This window comes from Amycolatopsis sp. NPDC003676, from assembly GCF_053587275.1.
Genome location: NZ_JBSFNS010000002.1, coordinates 181,110 through 196,799, shown reverse-complemented (window position 1 = coordinate 196,799; position 15,690 = coordinate 181,110). Strand labels below are relative to the sequence as shown.

Genomic DNA, 15,690 nt, shown 5'->3' with positions numbered 1-15,690 from the left:
ACTGGCGCGGGTGAGCGATGCAGTGGGTTCCTTTCCGCAATACGAAGTGTTCGCCGACGAATTCCTCGACCACGCGCAAAACGGGTTCTACAACGCGCACTACGACCGCCCGGCCTGCCTGGAATTACTGGGCGACGTCGCCGGGCAGCACGTCCTCGACGCCGCGTGCGGCCCCGGCCTCTACGCCGAAGAACTGACCGCACGCGGCGCGCGGGTGACCGGGTTCGACCTCAGCCCGCGAATGGTCGAACTGAGCCGCGAGCGAGTACCGGCGGGCGAGTTCCGCGTCCAGGACCTAGCCGAACCGCTGTCCTGGCTGCCGGACGAATCGGTGGATCAGGTGCTGTTCGCCCTCGCGCTGGAGTACGTGGACGACCGGGTCGGCGCGCTGCGCGAGTTCCGCCGGGTGCTGCGGCCCGGCGGGGCGCTGGTGTTGTCGCGGCAGCATCCGACCGGCGATTGGCTCCGGCACGGCGGCAGCTACTTCGACGTCCGGGTGATCGAGGAGGTCTGGAGCCGCGGCTGGAAGGTGCGGTACTGGCTCGCCCCGCTGGAACGCACCTGCGAAGAGTTGCGCGAGGCCGGGTTCCTGATCGAGCAGCTGCGCGAGGGACGCCCTCCTGAGGCCTCAGCTGCCGTTGATCCCGAACGCCACGCGCGGTTGGCCCAGGAACCGCTGGGCTTCCTGACCGTGCGCGCGATTCCGGACCCGCGGGTCAGTTGAAGGCCTGCTCCGGCGGCAGGACGGTGCAGGCGAGGCCGTGCCCTGCCGCCGGTTCACCGATGAGCGACGCCGCGTCCGCCTGGGCCACGTCCGCGACGCGGACCGGGGAACCGTTGACCAGCAACGGAAACCGGACCGGTGCGGCCCCGACGTACGCGTGCACTCCGGAAAGCAGCACGCCGTCCAGCCGGATGTCGGCGTTGTCCAGCATCGCCAGGTCGTACCGATTCCCGCGACCCTCGCAGACATCCAGCACAGCCAACTGTTCCGGCGTCGCGAACCAGACGAAGTGGTCCTCCGTCACGCCCGGCAGCGCGGTGAGCGTCGCCGGACGCTGGCCGTCGCGTTCGCGCAGCCCGGCGGCCCACACCGCGGCGAGCCCGGTGCACTGGACACGAGCCGCGACGACCGGTCCGGCCAGGCCGAGTTCGGTGCGCAGCCAGGTGATCTTCGACGGGCACGCGTTCGACCCGTACGCGAGCACCGGCGTGCGCGAACGCCACCCCGACGGCGCGGTGTCCAAGGCATGGCCCGCGCCGTCGAGGTGGACGTACGAGCAGTCCGGCCGCGTGCCCGGGTACGGGTCGGCCGGATAGTCCGCGTCGGCGAAGAGAATCAGAACTCCACCACGCTGCGCAGCACGTCGCCGTGGTGCATTCGCTCGAAAGCCTGCTCCACGCCGTCGACGCCGATCCGCTCCGTGACGAACTTGTCCAGCGGCAGCCTGCCCTGCAGGTACAGGTCCACGAGCATCGGGAAGTCCCGCGACGGCAGGCAATCGCCGTACCACGACGACTTCAGCGAACCGCCGCGCGAGAAGAAGTCGATCAGCGGCAGGTCGTTCAGCTTCATTTCCGGCGTCGGCACGCCGACGAGCACGACGGTGCCGGCGAGGTCGCGTCCGTAGAACGCTTGCCGCCAGGTCTCCGGACGGCCGACCGCGTCGATCACGACGTCCGGGCCGAACGAGTTCGTCGCGTCCTGCATCGCGGCGACCACGTCGTCCTCGCTCAAGCCGCGGCTGTTGACCGTGTGCGTGGCCCCGAAGTCCTTGGCCCACTGGAGTTTCCGGTCGTCGGTGTCGATCGCGACGATCGTGGTCGCCCCGGCCAGCTGCGCACCCGCGATGGCCGCGTCGCCGACGCCGCCGCAGCCGATCACCGCGACCGAATCGCCGCGTCCGACCGCACCGGTGTTGATCGCCGCGCCCAGCCCGGCCATCACGCCACAGCCCAGCAACCCGGCGACGGCGGGTTCCGCGCGCTCGTCGACCTTGGTGCACTGTCCACTGTGGACGAGCGTCTTCTCCAGGAAAGCCCCGACGCCCAGCGCGGGCGACAACTTCGTGCCGTCGGTGAGCGTCATCGGCTGCTCGGCGTTGAAAGTCGAGAAGCAGTACCAGGGCTTGCCGCGCTTGCATGCCCGGCAGGTGCCGCAGACCGCGCGCCAGTTGAGGATCACGTAGTCGCCGGGCGCGAGATCGGTGACGCCCGCGCCGACCTTGTCCACCCGACCCGCGGCTTCGTGCCCGAGCAGGAACGGGAACTCGTCGTTGATCCCGCCCTCGCGATAGTGCAGGTCGGTGTGGCAGACCCCGCACGCCTGCACCGACACGACGGCCTCGCCCGGTCCGGGATCAGGCACCACCACCGTCTCGAGCGTGACCGGCTCACCCTTGGCCCGCGACACGACTCCCTGGACCTCGTACGGCATATGCACAACCCTTCGACGGCGTTTCAGGGGCAGCTAATCACGGATCATGCGCATGTCGCCATAGCCCGGATCGGTCGCTACTCGCCGGTCGCCCCGTCCGCCAGCTCGCGCACCACATCCAGCTGCCCCACATGCCGCGCGTACTCCTGCAGCACATGAAACAGAATCCAGCTCAACGCGGGCGGCTGCGCCGGAGGCGTGAAGCGGCCGGTGCCGCGGGCGATGTCCTCAAGCCGCGCGCCGGACACGATCGCACGAGAGGACTCGCACTCTTCCCGGAAGAGCGCCCGAACCGACTCCGCCGATTCGTCCGCGCCGACCGTCCACTTCCTGGTCTCGGGGTCCTCGTCGCCCCAGACCGGATCCACGTCCTCGCCAAGGAATCCCCAGCGCAGCCACCGCCGTTCCACGAACGCGAGGTGCTTGAGCAGCTCGAGCGGGGTCCAGCCCGACGGGAGCCTGCTGGTGCGCAGCTCGGCCTCGGCCAAGCCGTCCAGCTTGCGCAGCAGCGTGTCGCGGTAGTAGTCGAGGTAAGCGAGCAGCAGCTCGCGGGGATCCGACAGGCTGTCCGGGGGTTCGGTCACGAACGGCACTGTAGTGCCGTGGCGGCAGGGCGAACCAGCCAATAATTACGGCGTGATCAGGTAAACCACGCCGCCCGGCCCGCCGGCCACCGCGCCGCTCTCGGTGTGCCGCTTCGTGCGCTGCCAGATCTTCTCGAACTGGTCCCGCTTGTACACCGTGCGCACGCGGCCGTCGGAGCTGGACGCCGGGTCGTTCGCGATCACATCGCCCGCCTGGGTGAAACCGACGACGACCATCAGGTGCCCGGCCGTGCCGTAGCCCGCGCCGTCGAGTTCGCTGGCCAGGAACGACTGCGAGGTGATCACCGGGATGCCGCGCGCGATGTAGCCCTCGAGTTCGTTGAGGTCGTGCAGCCGCGTGATGTGCCCGCGCAACCCGAGCGAAGCGGCGTACGCGGTGTTGAACGGCCAGTTGCCGGTGCCGTCGTAGGCGTAGTCGAAGGTGTTGCGCGCGGCGTAGACGACCGAACGGTCCTGGTAGTCCGCCGGGATCCAGTCCATCTGCTGCGCGGACGGCTTGCGGCCCCAGTATTCGGCGACCATCTCGGTCGACGTCGGGCTGCACCAGGCTTCGCCGCCACCGCCGTACTGCGGGAACTGTCCTTTGTGGATGTTCTGGGCGAACGGCGGCACCTTCAGCTCGATCCCGCGCGCCCGGCCGGGTTTGGTGGTCTGGACGTCGAACCGGTCCGGCACGTTCGAGGTCATCGCGCCGAGCGAGGACAGCGTCGGCGTAGTCGGCGAACCCTGCTCGCGGTAGAGCGTCACGCGCAGCTGGTACGAGCGCAGCGTGACGCCCGCCTTCGTGGCGAGCGTGTCGACGTCGACCGAGGCGTTGGCGTCGCTCTGCCCGTCCACGCTGGTGCGGTGGATGTCGGCGTCCCCGCTGGCCCAGCGGCCCATGGTGTACCAAGTGGTTTCGGCTCCAGCCGAAGTCCGGCCGCGCGCCTGCACCTCCAGCCACGTCTTCGCCGGGGTGCGCGCGTTCCACGACGCGATCAGCTGCGTCGCGTCGAAGCCCTGCCGGTACTTCGGCGACGTCCAGGTGCCGTAGTCGTAGGTGCGCGTGGTGCCGAGCCCCGGTTCGGTGTGCGCGACGCTGCCCGCCGGATGCGTGATCCGCAGGCCGCCGTAGCCGAAGCCGAGCCCGTCGAGCCGGCCCGCGAAGAACGAGCCGGACGACCATTCGTGGTAGTCGATGGCCTCGTCGTTCCGCGCGTGCTGCGGTTCAGCAGCGGCCTGTGTCGCGCCAGCCGTGAGCATGACGATGGACAGTAACGTGCACAATCCGCGAACCCGCATTCCGGCTCCGTCCCCAGACCCCAGTGGTAGCCAAAGATTTTCGCCTTCCGGAGCGGGTAAGTAAAGAGCCGCCGCTACAACACTGCTTGCGTCTGGGTGATTTTCGCGGCCAGCTTGCCGTCGTCGTCATGGATTTCGGTCTCGACGACCACGACCCGGCGCCCGGCGTGCAGTGGTCTGGACGACGCGGTGGCGTACCCCGAACGGACGCCGCGCAGGAAGTTGGTCTTCGATTCCAGCGTCGTCGTGCCCTGCGCGCCCTCGGGAAGATTGAGGAACGCGCAGACGGCGCCGGTCGAATCGGCCAGCGCCATCAGGGCGCCGCCGTGCAGCACGCCGCCGAGCGTGCACAGCGATTCGTCCCACGCGATCCGGCTGCGGACCAGGTCCGGGCCGTGCTCCAGCACCTCGATGCCGAGCCGCTCGCTGAACGGCATCGTTTTGTGGAACAGCTGCGTGCCTTCGACGTCGGTCATGTCGAGCAGTCAACCGCAGCCGGGCGCATGGCGTCGATTACCTCGCGGGTAATCAGCTGAGCGGGTTAGTCAGCAGCAGCTCGGTGTTGCGATCGCCCGCCTCGCCGACGTGGCTGAGGTTCGCGTGGATGTCGTTGTAGGAGAACTCGCGGTACATCGAGGCGAGCGCGTCGGGCGTGCGGGCGGAGTAATCCACGGCGTACGGGGCGTCGGCCTCGATGAGCGTGGTGAACACCGACAGCGTGCCGTCGTGGTTGTCCGCCAGTTCGATCACGCGGGCGTGCTGCGGGAAGTCGATGTGGCTGGCGGTGTTGATCTCCCAGAAGCTCTGCGCCGGGGTTTTGCCGACGTGCGGGGTGATCTTGTTGAGGTGCGTGTGCCCGTTGACCCACGCCACGACGTTCGGGAAGCGCTGCAGCATCGCGACGAACGTGTCGCCGTTGAGCCGCGGGTCCAGCAGATGGCGCGCGTCGGGCAGGAGATTGCCCATGGTGCCGCTGGTGTGGTGGCTGAAGAGGACGAACAGCTCGTCGGTGACGGAGTGCGTGATCTTGCGGCCGAAGAAGTCGTAATACGTCGAGCTGTTCCGCTTGAGCGTCGACTCCACCCAGTTGAACTGCGCGAGCCCGATCGACCCGTCCGCGAACCCGCCCTGCGTAGTGGTGTCGAGGCTGATGCCGGTAACCCCAGGCGCGATCCGGAACGTGTAGTAGACGTTGCGCCCGTCGGAGTTGGCATCGGTGAAGCCGTGCCCGACCGGCCCCGGTCCGGTGTTCTTCGCGGCGAGATGCGCCTTGACGAACTCCGAAGTACTGAACGGCCGCCGCCGCGGATCCGGCGTCACCTCGCGAACGGTGCCGCCGCCGAACAGCTCGCCAAGCGGCACACTCTGGCCCTGTTGGATGGCGGTGCCGAGCTTGCGCGCGCTGCTCTCGTCCTTGCCGATGACCTTGTATTTGCCGGTGTACCAGGCCTCGATGCCCGGAATGCCCTCCGGCAGCGTGCCGACGACGCTGTCGTCGTGATTGCCGAACGTGCAGTACCACGGCAGGTTCAACCCAGGCGCGGTGAACGACGAGATCCCGGCTTCGAGCAGTCCGGGGATCTGCGGAAAGCCCTTCTTGGTGTAGTCGTCGGCGAGCCGGGTGCCCGGGTTCCAGAACTCCGGGTTGCCGGACGCTTGAACACCCTCGTAGCGATTCGGGTCGCCGGAGTTGGGCGTGATCGCGCCGCCGTTGAGCGTCGTGAGGAACCAGTCGAGTTCGAGCAGTTCGTGGTTGTCGGTGTTGTCGCCGGTGGTCATCACGAAGTCGAACTGCCGCCCGGTGAACGGCCCCGCGCGCAAGCTGTTGACCCGCTTGACGAGCGCACTGGTCGCGACCGTGCCGAGCGTTTCCTGCGGCCGATGCGCGGATCCGATGAAGGGATGCAGATACTCGAACCGGGCAGGCGATTCGGTGTCGGTGATGTGCAGGTCAGTGAACTGCACGAACGCCCCGAGCGCGGTCCGCCGGTCGTCGCGCCCGGCCTTGGCCTCGACGAGATCCGCCCGCACCGCGACCGGCCAGCCAGGTCCGGCGGAAAGCCGCGAGTACCCAGTCGGCGCACCGGAAGCGGCCTGTTCCAGCGTCGTGCCGCCGGTCCGCACAGCCCGCTGGCTGGTCCGCCGCAACGCCCGGTCCAATGCGTTGGCCGTCGGAGTGCAGAGCAGCAATCCCACGCCCGCCGCTCCCGCGGTGGTGAACGCCCGCCTGGTCAGTTCCGCCATGTTCCCGCTCCCCGCCTCTCGCCCGTGCTGCAGCACGCTTCCGGATGTCCATGACCGGCCGGTGAACGAGACCAGAGCAGAACGCGAAGGTCTCTCACATTTGCCGTGACAATGCGGGAGACTTTGTCACACGGGGGAGAGGGGTGCTACCGCCGAACGGAGGGGGCGGCTTCGCGGGCCAGCGCGATCCGGGCCGGAGCACGCTGGCCCGCTGCAGGCTCGCGAAAACCGGTCAGTCGATGCCTTCGACGATGCGGAAGTCGCGCTCGACGCCGTCGGAGAGGGCCGCCAGCGCCTCCTGGTAAGCCTCGCTCTCGTAGGCGGCGACGGCCTTTTCGAAGCTGTCGAACTCGATCAGGATGGCGCGCTCGGTGATTCCGGATTCGCGAGCGTCGACCCGGCCGTCACGGGACAGGAGCCGCCCGCCTCCGGCTCGGACCGCCGGACCGGCCAGCTCGTTGTAGGCGGCCAGCTTCTCGGGGTCGGAAATGACGCGGTAGATGCTGGCCCAGTAGCCCTTGGCCATGGAAGCCTCCAGATGCATAGATCATTTATATAAATAGTCTATGCTTCACGGATGAGCCGTCAAGACGACGACACTCAGGGCGCTTCCGCGGCGATCGGGTCGGTCCTCTACGGGCTGGCCACCAGGGCGGCGAGACGCCTTCCGCGCGGGATCAGCATGACCTCCGCCGCCACCCTGGCGACTCTGGCCAGGTGCGGCCCGCGACGCATCACCGAACTGGCCGCGATCGAGGGCGTCACCCAGCCCGCGATGACCGCTCTGGTCCGGTCGATGGAGGAATCCGGTCTGGTCGAGCGGAAGGGCGACGCGGCCGACAAGCGGGTCACACTGGTGTGGCTGACCGAAGCCGGCGCGTCGTACGTACGGGAGCGGCACCAGGCGGGCATCGACGCGTTCGCGCGGCTGATCGGCGAACTCGCCGCCGACGAGGTCGGGGCTCTCGTGGCGGCGCTTCCAGCGTTGACGCACCTGGCGGAGCTCGAATGCCAGGACCGCGAAGGGCCTCAGCAGTAGAACGCGCAGGTAGCCCCCACCGCGGACAACGACACGAAGAACCAGATCAGGAAAATCACCGCCGGGATCGCGGCCAGGATCCCGCACACCAGCCCGGCGATGCCCATGCCCTGCCCGGTCCACCCGGGCTTGCCCGCCTGCACCATGCCCGCCCAGGAGAGGCCGATCGCGGTAATCGCCGCGACCACGTCGAAGAACGGGACCCAGAAGAAGATCAACGCGACGATCCCGACGACCATCCCGGCCACCGCGAGCCCGCTGGTCTTCAACGGCACGCCACCCGGATACGGAGCCCCATACGGCGCCCCGTACATCGGCGCGCCGTAAGGCACCGGCGGCTGGCCGTAACCCGGCGCGGGCGTGGGCCCGGACGGATACCCGGGTGCCGGGACGGGCCCGGACGGATGTCCCTGCGCCGGGTCCTGGCCGGGGTAGGGCTGCTGCTGATAAGGGTCCGTCATGGGTGCACTCCTGCTACGACTGTGGCGACGGTGAGTCGTCGGCGGCTAACGGCGAAACGTTACGCGCGGTCGCCGGTCGATGTGACGGTTTTCAGCCTTTCAACCCGGATTCGGTGACCCCGCGTACCAGATACCGCTGGAGAAACGCGAAGAGCAGCACGATCGGCACGATGGACAGCACCGCGGCCAGGAACAGCAGGTTCAGCTGCGGGTTCTGCGCGGTGAGCAGCCCGGAGAGCGCGACCTGCACCGTCCACGAGTCCGGCGACTGCGCGATGATCAGCGGCCACAGGAACGCGTTCCAGCTGCCGATCACGGTGATCACCGCGATCGCGGCGAAGAAGCCGCGCGAGTTGGGCACCACGATCTTGCGGAAGACGCCCCAGCGGGACAGGCCGTCGACGCGGCCTGCGTCTTCCAGCTCCTTCGGGAAGTCGAGGAAGTACTGCCGGAACAGGAAAACGCTGAACGCGCTGAACAGGCCCGGGATCACCAGCCCGCGGAAATCCGAGAGCCAGCCGAGCGTCGACACCACCACGAAACTCGGCACGAACGTCACCGACGTCGGGATCATCAGCGTCGCGAGCACCGCGTAGAAAACCGGCTTCGAGTAGCGGTACGGCACCCGCGCCAGCCCGTAGCCGGCGAGCGAGCACACCACCAGCAGGCCGACGGTTTGCAGGACCGCGACGACGACCGAGTTCAGAATGCTGCGCGCGAACGGCACGTCCTGCTGGTCGAACAGCTTGGTGAAATTCTCCCAGTGGATCTGCTTCGGCCACAGCGTCCAGCCCGGCGCGGTGAGCTCCGCGCGCGAGGCGAGACCGTTGCGCAGCAACAGATAGAACGGCAGCAGGAACAGGATCGCGGACACGCCGAGCGCCGTCCAGCGAAGCACCGCGCGGATCATGACGCGCTCCGATCGAACCGGAAAAGCTTGCCCTGCAGCAGAGTGACCACGGCGATCAGCAGCGCCAGGATGATCGCGCCCGCGCTGCCGCGGCCCAGATCCTGGCCGCCGGAGCCGAGGGAGGTGTAGTAGAGGTACACCAGCGGTGGCCGCGCGAACGGCGGATAACCCCGGGAATCGCCCATGATGTTGTAGAACTCGTCGAACGCCTGATACGCGTTGATCAGGTTCAGCAGCAGGACGGCCACTGACGTCGCGCGCAGCTGCGGCAGCGTGATGTGCCGGAACACCTGCCAGCCTGGTTTCGCGCCGTCGAGCCACGCCGCCTCGTACAGATGCTGCGGAATCCGTTGCAGCGCAGCGAGGAACAGGATCATGTAGAAGCCGAGCTGCAGCCACAGCCGGGCGGTCACCAGCACGATCCAGTACAGCGGCGGGTGCACGGTGCCGGTCCACGCCACCGGGTCGATGCCGAAGACGCCGAGCACGGTGTTCGCGAGGCCGTAGCGGACGCCGGAGAACAGCGACGTCTTCCAGATCAGCGACGCCACCACGTACGAACACGCGAACGGCAGGAAGAACACCGAACGGAAGAACGCCTTCGCGAACCGCAGCTGGTTCACGCCGACCGCCAACGCGAGCGACAGCACGAACGTCAGCGGCACGATGAACACGGCGAACACGCTGAACGTGCCGAGGCTCGCGACGAACGGGCCGTCGGAGAGCATGTGCGCGTAGTTGTCCAGGCCGACGAAGACGCTCGGGGTGACCGTGTTGCGCGCGTCGAAGAACGACAGGTACAGGCTCCACCCGATCGGCACGTAGGCGAAGATCGCCAGTCCGAGCAGGAACGGGCCGACAAACCCCCAGAACGCCAGCGTATCCCGGGTTTTCCGGGACAGCTTCATCCGAAAAGGCGTTTCAGCTCGGACTGCGCGACGGTGACCGCGGCCTTCGTCTGCGCCACCGGGTCCGCGCCCTCCTTGGCGATCTTCGCGACCGCGTCCGACAGCGCGGTGTTCGAGGTCTGTGTCCACACTGGACCGCCGATGAGGTGGCTGTTCTCCTTGACGAACTTCACCACGTCCGCGGCCGGACCGGTTTGCAGCGTCTGCGCTTTGTCGATCAGGCTCTGCCGGGCGGGCACGTGGAAGCCGTAGCGGGTGGCGAATTCGAGCTGGCTGTCGGTCTGGTCGATCCACAGCCACTTCACGAACGCCTTGGCCTCGTTGACGTGCGCGCTCTTCGCGTTGACCATCGCGCCGTACGCGCCGACCGGGACCGACGGCTTGCCGCTGTCGTCCAGCTTCGGGAACGGCAGGACGCCGAAGTCGTCGTTCAGCGCGTCGCGGACCTTCGGGATGTTCCACAGCCCGGTCCACTGCATCGCGCAGAGCCCGTCGACGAACGCGCCCGGATCCGACCAGTCGGCGGGAGCGCCGAGCAGCAGGGAACCGTTGGTGTTCAGCGTGTGCAGCTTGCTGAAGGCGGCGGCCGAGCGCGGATCGTCGAAGCCGACCTCGCGGTTGTTGTTCTTCAGGTAGTCGAGCCCGGCCGACCACAGCAGCGGCCCGGTCAGCGTGCCGACACCGCCGTCATTGCCCGCGAACAGGCCCTTCACGCCGTCCTTCGACAGCTTGCTCGCGGCGTCGATCAGCTCGTCGACAGTCTGCGGCGGCTGCACGCCGGCGGCCTGCAGCATGCTCTTGCGGTAGAACAGCACCTGCGTGTCGGTGGCCTGCGGAATGCCGTAGACCTTGCCCTCCACAGTCTGCGCGGCGAGCACGGCGGGGCTGAAGTCGTTCTTGACCGGCCCGATGATGTCGTCCAGCGACACCACCTGGTTCTGCCGGACCCAGTCGATCTTCACCTGCGCCTCGAAGACGTCCGGCACCGGGCTGTTCTGCAGCGCGGTGACGATCTTCGAGTCGTAGTCGCCCGGGTTCCACACCACGTTGACCTTCGCGCCCGGGTAGCTGGCCGCGTAGTTCTTGACGGCTTCCTGCACGCCGTCCTCTCCGTAGGCGTGGTACCACTGCTGCAGCGTGGCCTTCGGGGCCTGCGACGTGGTCGGCGCACCCGCCGACATCGCCGTGGACGGCGGCGGATCCCCCGGCCGCCCGGTATTCGACCCGCACGCCGCCGCGACCGCTCCCACCGCCGCCGTTCCCGCCAACGACAGGAACGCCCTCCTGCTTCGCTGCTGCATCCCCAGTTCTCCTCCGACGTGCTGGGAAGGACTCCTTGCGTGCAACAGATTCCCGCACGAAGTCCTTCCCAGGCCGACAACTCGCCGGAGATTTACCGCTCAGAGGTGTGAGATGTCGAGCTTTCCCTCGGAGTAGGACGCGCGCAGCCGCTTCTTGTCGAACTTGCCGACGCTCGTCTTGGGCACCTCCTCCACGAAGGTCCAGTTCTCCGGCAGCTGCCACTTCGCGACCTTGTCCGACAGGTATTCGCGCAGTTCTTCAGCGGTGGCCTGCTGGCCTTCCTTCACCACGACGGCGACCAGCGGGCGTTCGTCCCACTTCTCGTCCGGGATGCCGACGACTGCCGCCTCGGCTACCGCCGGATGGCCCATCACCGCGTTCTCCAGGTCCACCGACGAGATCCACTCGCCGCCGGACTTGATCACGTCCTTCGCGCGGTCGGTCAGGGTCAGGAAGCCGTCCGGGCTGATCTTGCCGACGTCGCCGGTGCGCAGCCAGCCGTCGTGGAACTTCTCCGGATCGATGTCGCTTCCGCCGTGGTAGGCGCCCGCGATCCACGGACCGGAGACCTCCAGCTCGCCGACCGCCTCGTTGTCCCACGGCAGTTCCTCGCCGTCGTCGCCGATCAGCCGGGCCGCTACGGACGCCGGGAACCGGCCCTGGGTGTAGCGGTAGGCCCAGCGCTCCTCGCCGGTCGCGCTGGCGGGCGGACGCGCGACGCTGCCCAGCGGCGACGTCTCGGTCATGCCCCACGCGTGCAGGATCGGCACGTCGTAGCGCTCCTCGAACGCGTGCATCAGCGACGGCGGCGCGGCCGACCCGCCGACGACCACCTCGCGCACGTGGCTGATGTCCTGCGGGTTCGCGTCCAGGTGCGCGAGCAGGCCCTGCCAGATCGTCGGCACCGCGGCGGCGAAGGTGGGCTTCTCCGCGGCCAGCAGCGCCGCGATCGGGGCCGGCTGCAGGAACCGGTCCGGCATCAGCAGCGAGGCGCCGACCATCATCGCCGCGTACGGCAGGCCCCACGACATCGCGTGGAACATCGGCACGATCGCCAGCGCGAGGTCTTCCTGGGCGAGCCGCATGCTGTCGGTCATGCAGACCTGCATCGAGTGCAGCCAGATCGACCGGTGCGAGTAGACGACGCCCTTCGGGTCGCCGGTGGTGCCGGACGTGTAACACATCGCGGCCGCGGCCCGCTCGTCGATCTCCGGCCAGTCGAACTCGTCGGACTGCCCGGCCAGCAGCTCGTCGTAGGAGTGCACGGTGACGCCCTCGGGCGCGGTGAGCGCGGACGCGTCTCCGTTGGCCACGATGACGTGCTTGACCGTCTTCATTCCCGGCAGGTTGCTCGCCAGCAGCGGGACGAGCGTGCCGTCGACGATGACGACGTGATCCTCGGCGTGGTTCGCGACGAAAACCAGCTGTTCGGGGAACAGCCGGATGTTCAGCGTGTGCAGCACCGCGCCCATGGCGGGCACTGCCAGGTATGCGGCGAGGTGCTCGGCGTTGTTCCACATGAACGTGCCGACCCGCTGGTCGCCGGTGACGCCGAGACCGCGCAGCGCGTTCGCCAGCCGGGCGGCGTGCTTGCCGAGCTCCGCGTACGTCTCCCGGCGGGCTTCTGAACCGGTCCAGGTGACGACTTCGCTCTTCGCGTGCACCTTCGTGCCGTGGCGCAGCAGCTTCGCGAGCGACAGCTGTCCGTCCTGCATCGTGCTCAACATGGGTGACTCCCGTGGTGCTGGTTCGCCGGTGAACTGGGGGTGCGCCCGACTCTAATGCGCATCCGCCGGATCAGGCACGAACAAGTTCGGTAACGGCTTGTCGGGCCTCTCCCGCCATCGGGTGGCGGCCCCGGCCGTTCATGATCCACTTCTGTCGCGCTTTCTGTTGCGGGACAAGAAAATGCGTTGTGTTAACTGCGTTGAAATACACTCCCGTTCGGGTGAGGTAATGGGGGTGGAAATGAGCCCTTCGGGGCCGTTTTCACAGGTCGCGAGGGGTCCCCTCGCGCAGGTCCGCCGTGCCCGTCGACGGGTGATAAGTGCGTGTCGGTTGCGCGTACTGCGGGCACGTGGCGTTTACTGGGGCCGTGGTAAGTGACGGCTGGCCAGCGCTTGCAGCTGCAAGCATCGGCTGAGACCGTCGGCCGCGAAAGCGGAGACCTGAGAGGAAAGGACATTACGTTGGCTCTGCCCACGTTGACTCCGGAGCAGCGCGCCGAGGCCCTCGCCAAGGCGGCAGAGGCTCGTAAGGCGCGTTCGGAGCTGCTCGCTTCGATCAAGTCCGGCAAGGAGAGCATCGAGTCGGTGCTCAAGCGGGCCAAGGAGAACAAGACCGTCGGCAAGACGAAGGTCACGCAGCTTCTCAAGGCGGTGCCCGGCCTGGGCGCGGTCAAGGTCGCCGCGCTGCTCGAGCAGGCGGGGATCGACCCCGACCGCCGGGCCGCTGGCCTGGGCGAACGGCAGCGCGAAGCGCTGATCGACGCGCTCAAGTAACGCTGATCCGGCGGCCGCGGGGAAGGTGTGCGCGAAGGTGTTGCACCGGCGACACTTTCCCCGCGGCGCTCCCGGATCCTGAGACGCTGGTGGAGTGACGACCAGTACCGCGCCGGCGACCCCGGCGCAGACCACCGTCCGCTACCAGCGTGGCGACTTCTTGTTCGCGACCGCCCGGCGAGCCCTGCTCGCCCGCGGTGCGCTCGGCACCGTCACCGACGCCGACCCTCGCCGCCTCGCCCGCTCGGCAGCCGCTGAGCTGGAGCGATCCGGCGTGCCGCTCGCCGTCGGGGTGCTGCCGTTCGACACCGGACCCGGCGCTTCGTCGCCGGGGCACCTCGTGCTGCCCCGGACGGTGCACCGCGCCCAGTCCGAGGCCGAGACCCCGGCCGCTCCGCCCGCCGCCGACCTGCCCGCTCCCGCGGCCACCCGGCGGCTTCCGTCCGCGGACGGCCACCGCGAGAACGTGCGGGCAGCCGTCGCCGCCCTGCACGACCGTGATCTGCGCAAAGCCGTGCTCGCCCGTGCGCTCGAGCTGGAATTCGACGCCCCGATCCCGGTCGAGGGGATCGTGCGCAACCTCGCGCGCGGCAACCCGCGTCACTTCACTTACGCCGCCGAACTGCCTGGCGGCCGCACCCTCGTCGGGGCCACGCCTGAGCTGCTGCTTTCCCGGGCGGGCGACTCCGTGTTCACGACCCCGCACGCCGGGTCGATGCCGCGTTCGGCCGACCCGGAGACCGACCGGGCCAACGGCGAAGCCCTCCTCGCGTCCGCGAAGGACCGGGAAGAGCACGACCTGGTGATCGACTACGTCGTCGAGTCGCTGCGGCCGTTCTGCCGGAAGCTCGACGTCCCCGCCGGTCCTGAGCTGGTCTCCACGCCCGCGATCTGGCACCTGCGGACGTCCATCACCGGCGAGCTGGCGGACCGCTCGGTGACCGCGCTCGACCTCGCCGCCGCGATGCACCCGACGCCTGCCGTCTGCGGCACCCCGACCGTCGCCGCGCGCGACCTGGTGCAGGAGCTGGAGCCGTTCGACCGCGGGTACTACGCGGGCGCGGTCGGCTGGGTCGACGCGGCGGGCGACGGCGAGTGGGCTGTCGCGATCCGCTGCGCTGAGGTGGCCGAGAAGTCGATGCGGCTCTACGCGGGCGGCGGCATCGTGCCCGCGTCGGATCCGGACACCGAGTACCAGGAGACGATCGCGAAGTTCCGCACGCTGCTCGGCGCGATGGGGCTGGACGACAGCGCGTCGTGAGTGCCGGTCACGGTTCTAACCGGGATAAACGCTCACGACCTCACGGCAGCCAGTGCTCCTCGGTGACGCTCAGGCTGTCCGCGGTCAACGCCGCCACCGCGGCCCGATGCCCGTCGGCCGCCTTGAGGTCGGCGAGCCGGGTCCGCGCCGGGTCGAGCGCGTCGTCGCCGGAGGCCACCAGTTCGGCGGGCGCGTCGTAGCGGGAGAACGTGATGCTCTGCAGCGGGATCTTCAGCCCCTTGCCGGTGGCCTTCATCACCGCTTCCTTGCGCGTCCAGTAGATGAAGAACGCCGCCGAACGCTCCTCGTCCGACAGGCCCGCGACGGCTTCCCGCTCGGCCGGGCTCAGCGCGTACTCCACGAGCGAGGCGTCTGCCTTGCGGCTGGCGGTTTCGACGTCGAGGCCGACTGGCACCCCGTCAGTGACCGCGAGGCCGATCAGGTTGCCCGAATGCGAGATCGACAGCACGAGATCCGAACCCGGCACACGCGGACGGCCGTGCGGTTTGCCGCAGTCGTCGCAGGTCGCGTCGAAGCGCACGGACTCCGCCGCGCCGCCGAGGCGTTCCGCGACGAGCGTCTTCGCGAGCACGCGGCCGGTCAGGAAGCGGCGCTGGTCGATTTCGAGCCGGTACGCGTCGTAGCGGCCGCGCTCCAGTTCGTCCAGCAGCTTCAGGTAGCGGTCCTCCGCGGGCAGCGGTTCGGACCAGCGCACCACGATTTCGGTCACCGGCAATACCC

At 68.7% G+C, this 15,690-nt stretch carries 17 protein-coding genes; 4 read left to right on the top strand and 13 right to left on the bottom strand.

The genetic code is table 11. The features are described 5' to 3' along the window. Nucleotides 1-10: 10 nt before the first annotated feature. Nucleotides 11-724, top strand: a complete 714-nt coding sequence (locus ACWDNU_RS02130; protein WP_449667363.1) for a class I SAM-dependent methyltransferase — start codon at nucleotides 11-13, stop codon at nucleotides 722-724. Here ACWDNU_RS02130 and ACWDNU_RS02125 read toward each other — a convergent pair. From ACWDNU_RS02125 to ACWDNU_RS02095, 7 genes are all read right to left on the bottom strand, one after another. Then, a complete protein-coding gene (locus ACWDNU_RS02125; RefSeq protein WP_449667362.1) occupies nucleotides 717-1,247 on the bottom strand; it encodes a gamma-glutamylcyclotransferase in 531 nt (176 codons plus the stop codon). The genes ACWDNU_RS02130 and ACWDNU_RS02125 overlap by 8 nt on opposite strands. Before the next feature lie 92 nt (nucleotides 1,248-1,339). After that, nucleotides 1,340-2,437 carry an S-(hydroxymethyl)mycothiol dehydrogenase gene (locus ACWDNU_RS02120; protein WP_449667361.1) on the bottom strand — a complete coding sequence of 366 codons (1,098 nt, stop codon included), beginning with the start codon at nucleotides 2,435-2,437 and terminating at the stop codon, nucleotides 1,340-1,342. A 77-nt stretch (nucleotides 2,438-2,514) separates the two neighbouring features. After that, on the bottom strand, nucleotides 2,515-3,021 hold the full coding sequence (locus tag ACWDNU_RS02115; protein ID WP_449667360.1) for a DinB family protein: 507 nt from the start codon (nucleotides 3,019-3,021) through the stop codon (nucleotides 2,515-2,517). Nucleotides 3,022-3,066: 45 nt separating this feature from the next. Beyond that, complete coding sequence (locus tag ACWDNU_RS02110) at nucleotides 3,067-4,323, bottom strand: peptidase C39 family protein (protein WP_449667359.1); 1,257 nt, start codon at nucleotides 4,321-4,323, stop codon at nucleotides 3,067-3,069. Nucleotides 4,324-4,397: 74 nt separating this feature from the next. Next, complete coding sequence (locus ACWDNU_RS02105) at nucleotides 4,398-4,799, bottom strand: PaaI family thioesterase (RefSeq protein ID WP_449667358.1); 402 nt, start codon at nucleotides 4,797-4,799, stop codon at nucleotides 4,398-4,400. Between the two features lie 52 nt (nucleotides 4,800-4,851). Continuing rightward, nucleotides 4,852-6,567: a TIGR03767 family metallophosphoesterase gene (locus tag ACWDNU_RS02100; protein WP_449667357.1), complete on the bottom strand. Its 1,716-nt coding sequence runs from the start codon at nucleotides 6,565-6,567 to the stop codon at nucleotides 4,852-4,854. Nucleotides 6,568-6,799: 232 nt separating this feature from the next. Next, nucleotides 6,800-7,093: a DUF1330 domain-containing protein gene (locus ACWDNU_RS02095; RefSeq protein WP_449667388.1), complete on the bottom strand. Its 294-nt coding sequence runs from the start codon at nucleotides 7,091-7,093 to the stop codon at nucleotides 6,800-6,802. A gap of 51 nt (nucleotides 7,094-7,144) precedes the next feature. Here ACWDNU_RS02095 and ACWDNU_RS02090 point away from each other — a divergent pair, with 51 nt between their 5' ends. Continuing rightward, complete coding sequence (locus ACWDNU_RS02090) at nucleotides 7,145-7,606, top strand: MarR family winged helix-turn-helix transcriptional regulator (RefSeq protein WP_449667356.1); 462 nt, start codon at nucleotides 7,145-7,147, stop codon at nucleotides 7,604-7,606. Here ACWDNU_RS02090 and ACWDNU_RS02085 read toward each other — a convergent pair. The 5 genes from ACWDNU_RS02085 to ACWDNU_RS02065 all read right to left on the bottom strand — a co-directional run bounded on the left by ACWDNU_RS02085 (nucleotide 7,597) and on the right by ACWDNU_RS02065 (nucleotide 12,914). After that, entirely contained in the window at nucleotides 7,597-8,067 is a 471-nt protein-coding gene (locus tag ACWDNU_RS02085; protein ID WP_370933867.1) for a DUF4190 domain-containing protein, read from the bottom strand. The two genes, ACWDNU_RS02090 and ACWDNU_RS02085, sit on opposite strands and share 10 nt — an antisense overlap. A gap of 91 nt (nucleotides 8,068-8,158) precedes the next feature. Next, nucleotides 8,159-8,977: a carbohydrate ABC transporter permease gene (locus ACWDNU_RS02080; RefSeq protein ID WP_370933868.1), complete on the bottom strand. Its 819-nt coding sequence runs from the start codon at nucleotides 8,975-8,977 to the stop codon at nucleotides 8,159-8,161. Continuing rightward, a complete protein-coding gene (locus tag ACWDNU_RS02075) occupies nucleotides 8,974-9,885 on the bottom strand; it encodes a carbohydrate ABC transporter permease (RefSeq protein ID WP_370933869.1) in 912 nt (303 codons plus the stop codon). The genes ACWDNU_RS02080 and ACWDNU_RS02075 overlap by 4 nt, the downstream gene beginning before the upstream one ends. Further along, nucleotides 9,882-11,186, bottom strand: coding sequence for an ABC transporter substrate-binding protein (locus ACWDNU_RS02070; protein WP_449667355.1), 1,305 nt, complete (start codon nucleotides 11,184-11,186; stop codon nucleotides 9,882-9,884). Before ACWDNU_RS02070 ends, ACWDNU_RS02075 begins: the two co-directional genes overlap by 4 nt. 99 nt (nucleotides 11,187-11,285) lie before the next feature. After that, nucleotides 11,286-12,914 (bottom strand): long-chain fatty acid--CoA ligase, encoded by a 1,629-nt coding sequence (locus tag ACWDNU_RS02065; protein WP_370933871.1) that lies wholly within the window; start codon nucleotides 12,912-12,914, stop codon nucleotides 11,286-11,288. Between the two features lie 462 nt (nucleotides 12,915-13,376). Here ACWDNU_RS02065 and mihF point away from each other — a divergent pair, with 462 nt between their 5' ends. Together mihF and ACWDNU_RS02055 are read left to right on the top strand one after the other, a co-directional pair. Further along, nucleotides 13,377-13,688, top strand: coding sequence for an integration host factor, actinobacterial type (gene mihF / locus ACWDNU_RS02060; protein ID WP_020664542.1), 312 nt, complete (start codon nucleotides 13,377-13,379; stop codon nucleotides 13,686-13,688). Nucleotides 13,689-13,782: 94 nt separating this feature from the next. Further along, nucleotides 13,783-14,949 (top strand): isochorismate synthase, encoded by a 1,167-nt coding sequence (locus tag ACWDNU_RS02055; protein ID WP_449667354.1) that lies wholly within the window; start codon nucleotides 13,783-13,785, stop codon nucleotides 14,947-14,949. 40 nt (nucleotides 14,950-14,989) lie between these two features. On the opposite strand, the gene ACWDNU_RS02050 is transcribed toward ACWDNU_RS02055, so the two are convergent. After that, nucleotides 14,990-15,679 (bottom strand): 4'-phosphopantetheinyl transferase family protein, encoded by a 690-nt coding sequence (locus tag ACWDNU_RS02050; RefSeq protein ID WP_449667353.1) that lies wholly within the window; start codon nucleotides 15,677-15,679, stop codon nucleotides 14,990-14,992. Nucleotides 15,680-15,690: the final 11 nt, after the last annotated feature.

Bases quoted from the DNA above. Each gene is read 5' to 3' on its own strand.
- ACWDNU_RS02120 (WP_449667361.1), bottom strand. From the start codon at position 2,437: ATGCCGTACGAGGTCCAGGGAGTCGTGTCGCGGGCCAAGGGTGAGCCG.
- ACWDNU_RS02110 (WP_449667359.1), bottom strand. From the start codon at position 4,323: ATGCGGGTTCGCGGATTGTGCACGTTACTGTCCATCGTCATGCTCACG.
- ACWDNU_RS02085 (WP_370933867.1), bottom strand. From the start codon at position 8,067: ATGACGGACCCTTATCAGCAGCAGCCCTACCCCGGCCAGGACCCGGCG.
- ACWDNU_RS02095 (WP_449667388.1), bottom strand. From the start codon at position 7,093: ATGGCCAAGGGCTACTGGGCCAGCATCTACCGCGTCATTTCCGACCCC.
- ACWDNU_RS02100 (WP_449667357.1), bottom strand. From the start codon at position 6,567: ATGGCGGAACTGACCAGGCGGGCGTTCACCACCGCGGGAGCGGCGGGC.
- ACWDNU_RS02075 (WP_370933869.1), bottom strand. From the start codon at position 9,885: ATGAAGCTGTCCCGGAAAACCCGGGATACGCTGGCGTTCTGGGGGTTT.
- ACWDNU_RS02070 (WP_449667355.1), bottom strand. From the start codon at position 11,186: ATGCAGCAGCGAAGCAGGAGGGCGTTCCTGTCGTTGGCGGGAACGGCG.
- ACWDNU_RS02090 (WP_449667356.1), top strand. From the start codon at position 7,145: ATGAGCCGTCAAGACGACGACACTCAGGGCGCTTCCGCGGCGATCGGG.
- ACWDNU_RS02105 (WP_449667358.1), bottom strand. From the start codon at position 4,799: ATGACCGACGTCGAAGGCACGCAGCTGTTCCACAAAACGATGCCGTTC.
- ACWDNU_RS02065 (WP_370933871.1), bottom strand. From the start codon at position 12,914: ATGTTGAGCACGATGCAGGACGGACAGCTGTCGCTCGCGAAGCTGCTG.
- ACWDNU_RS02080 (WP_370933868.1), bottom strand. From the start codon at position 8,977: ATGATCCGCGCGGTGCTTCGCTGGACGGCGCTCGGCGTGTCCGCGATC.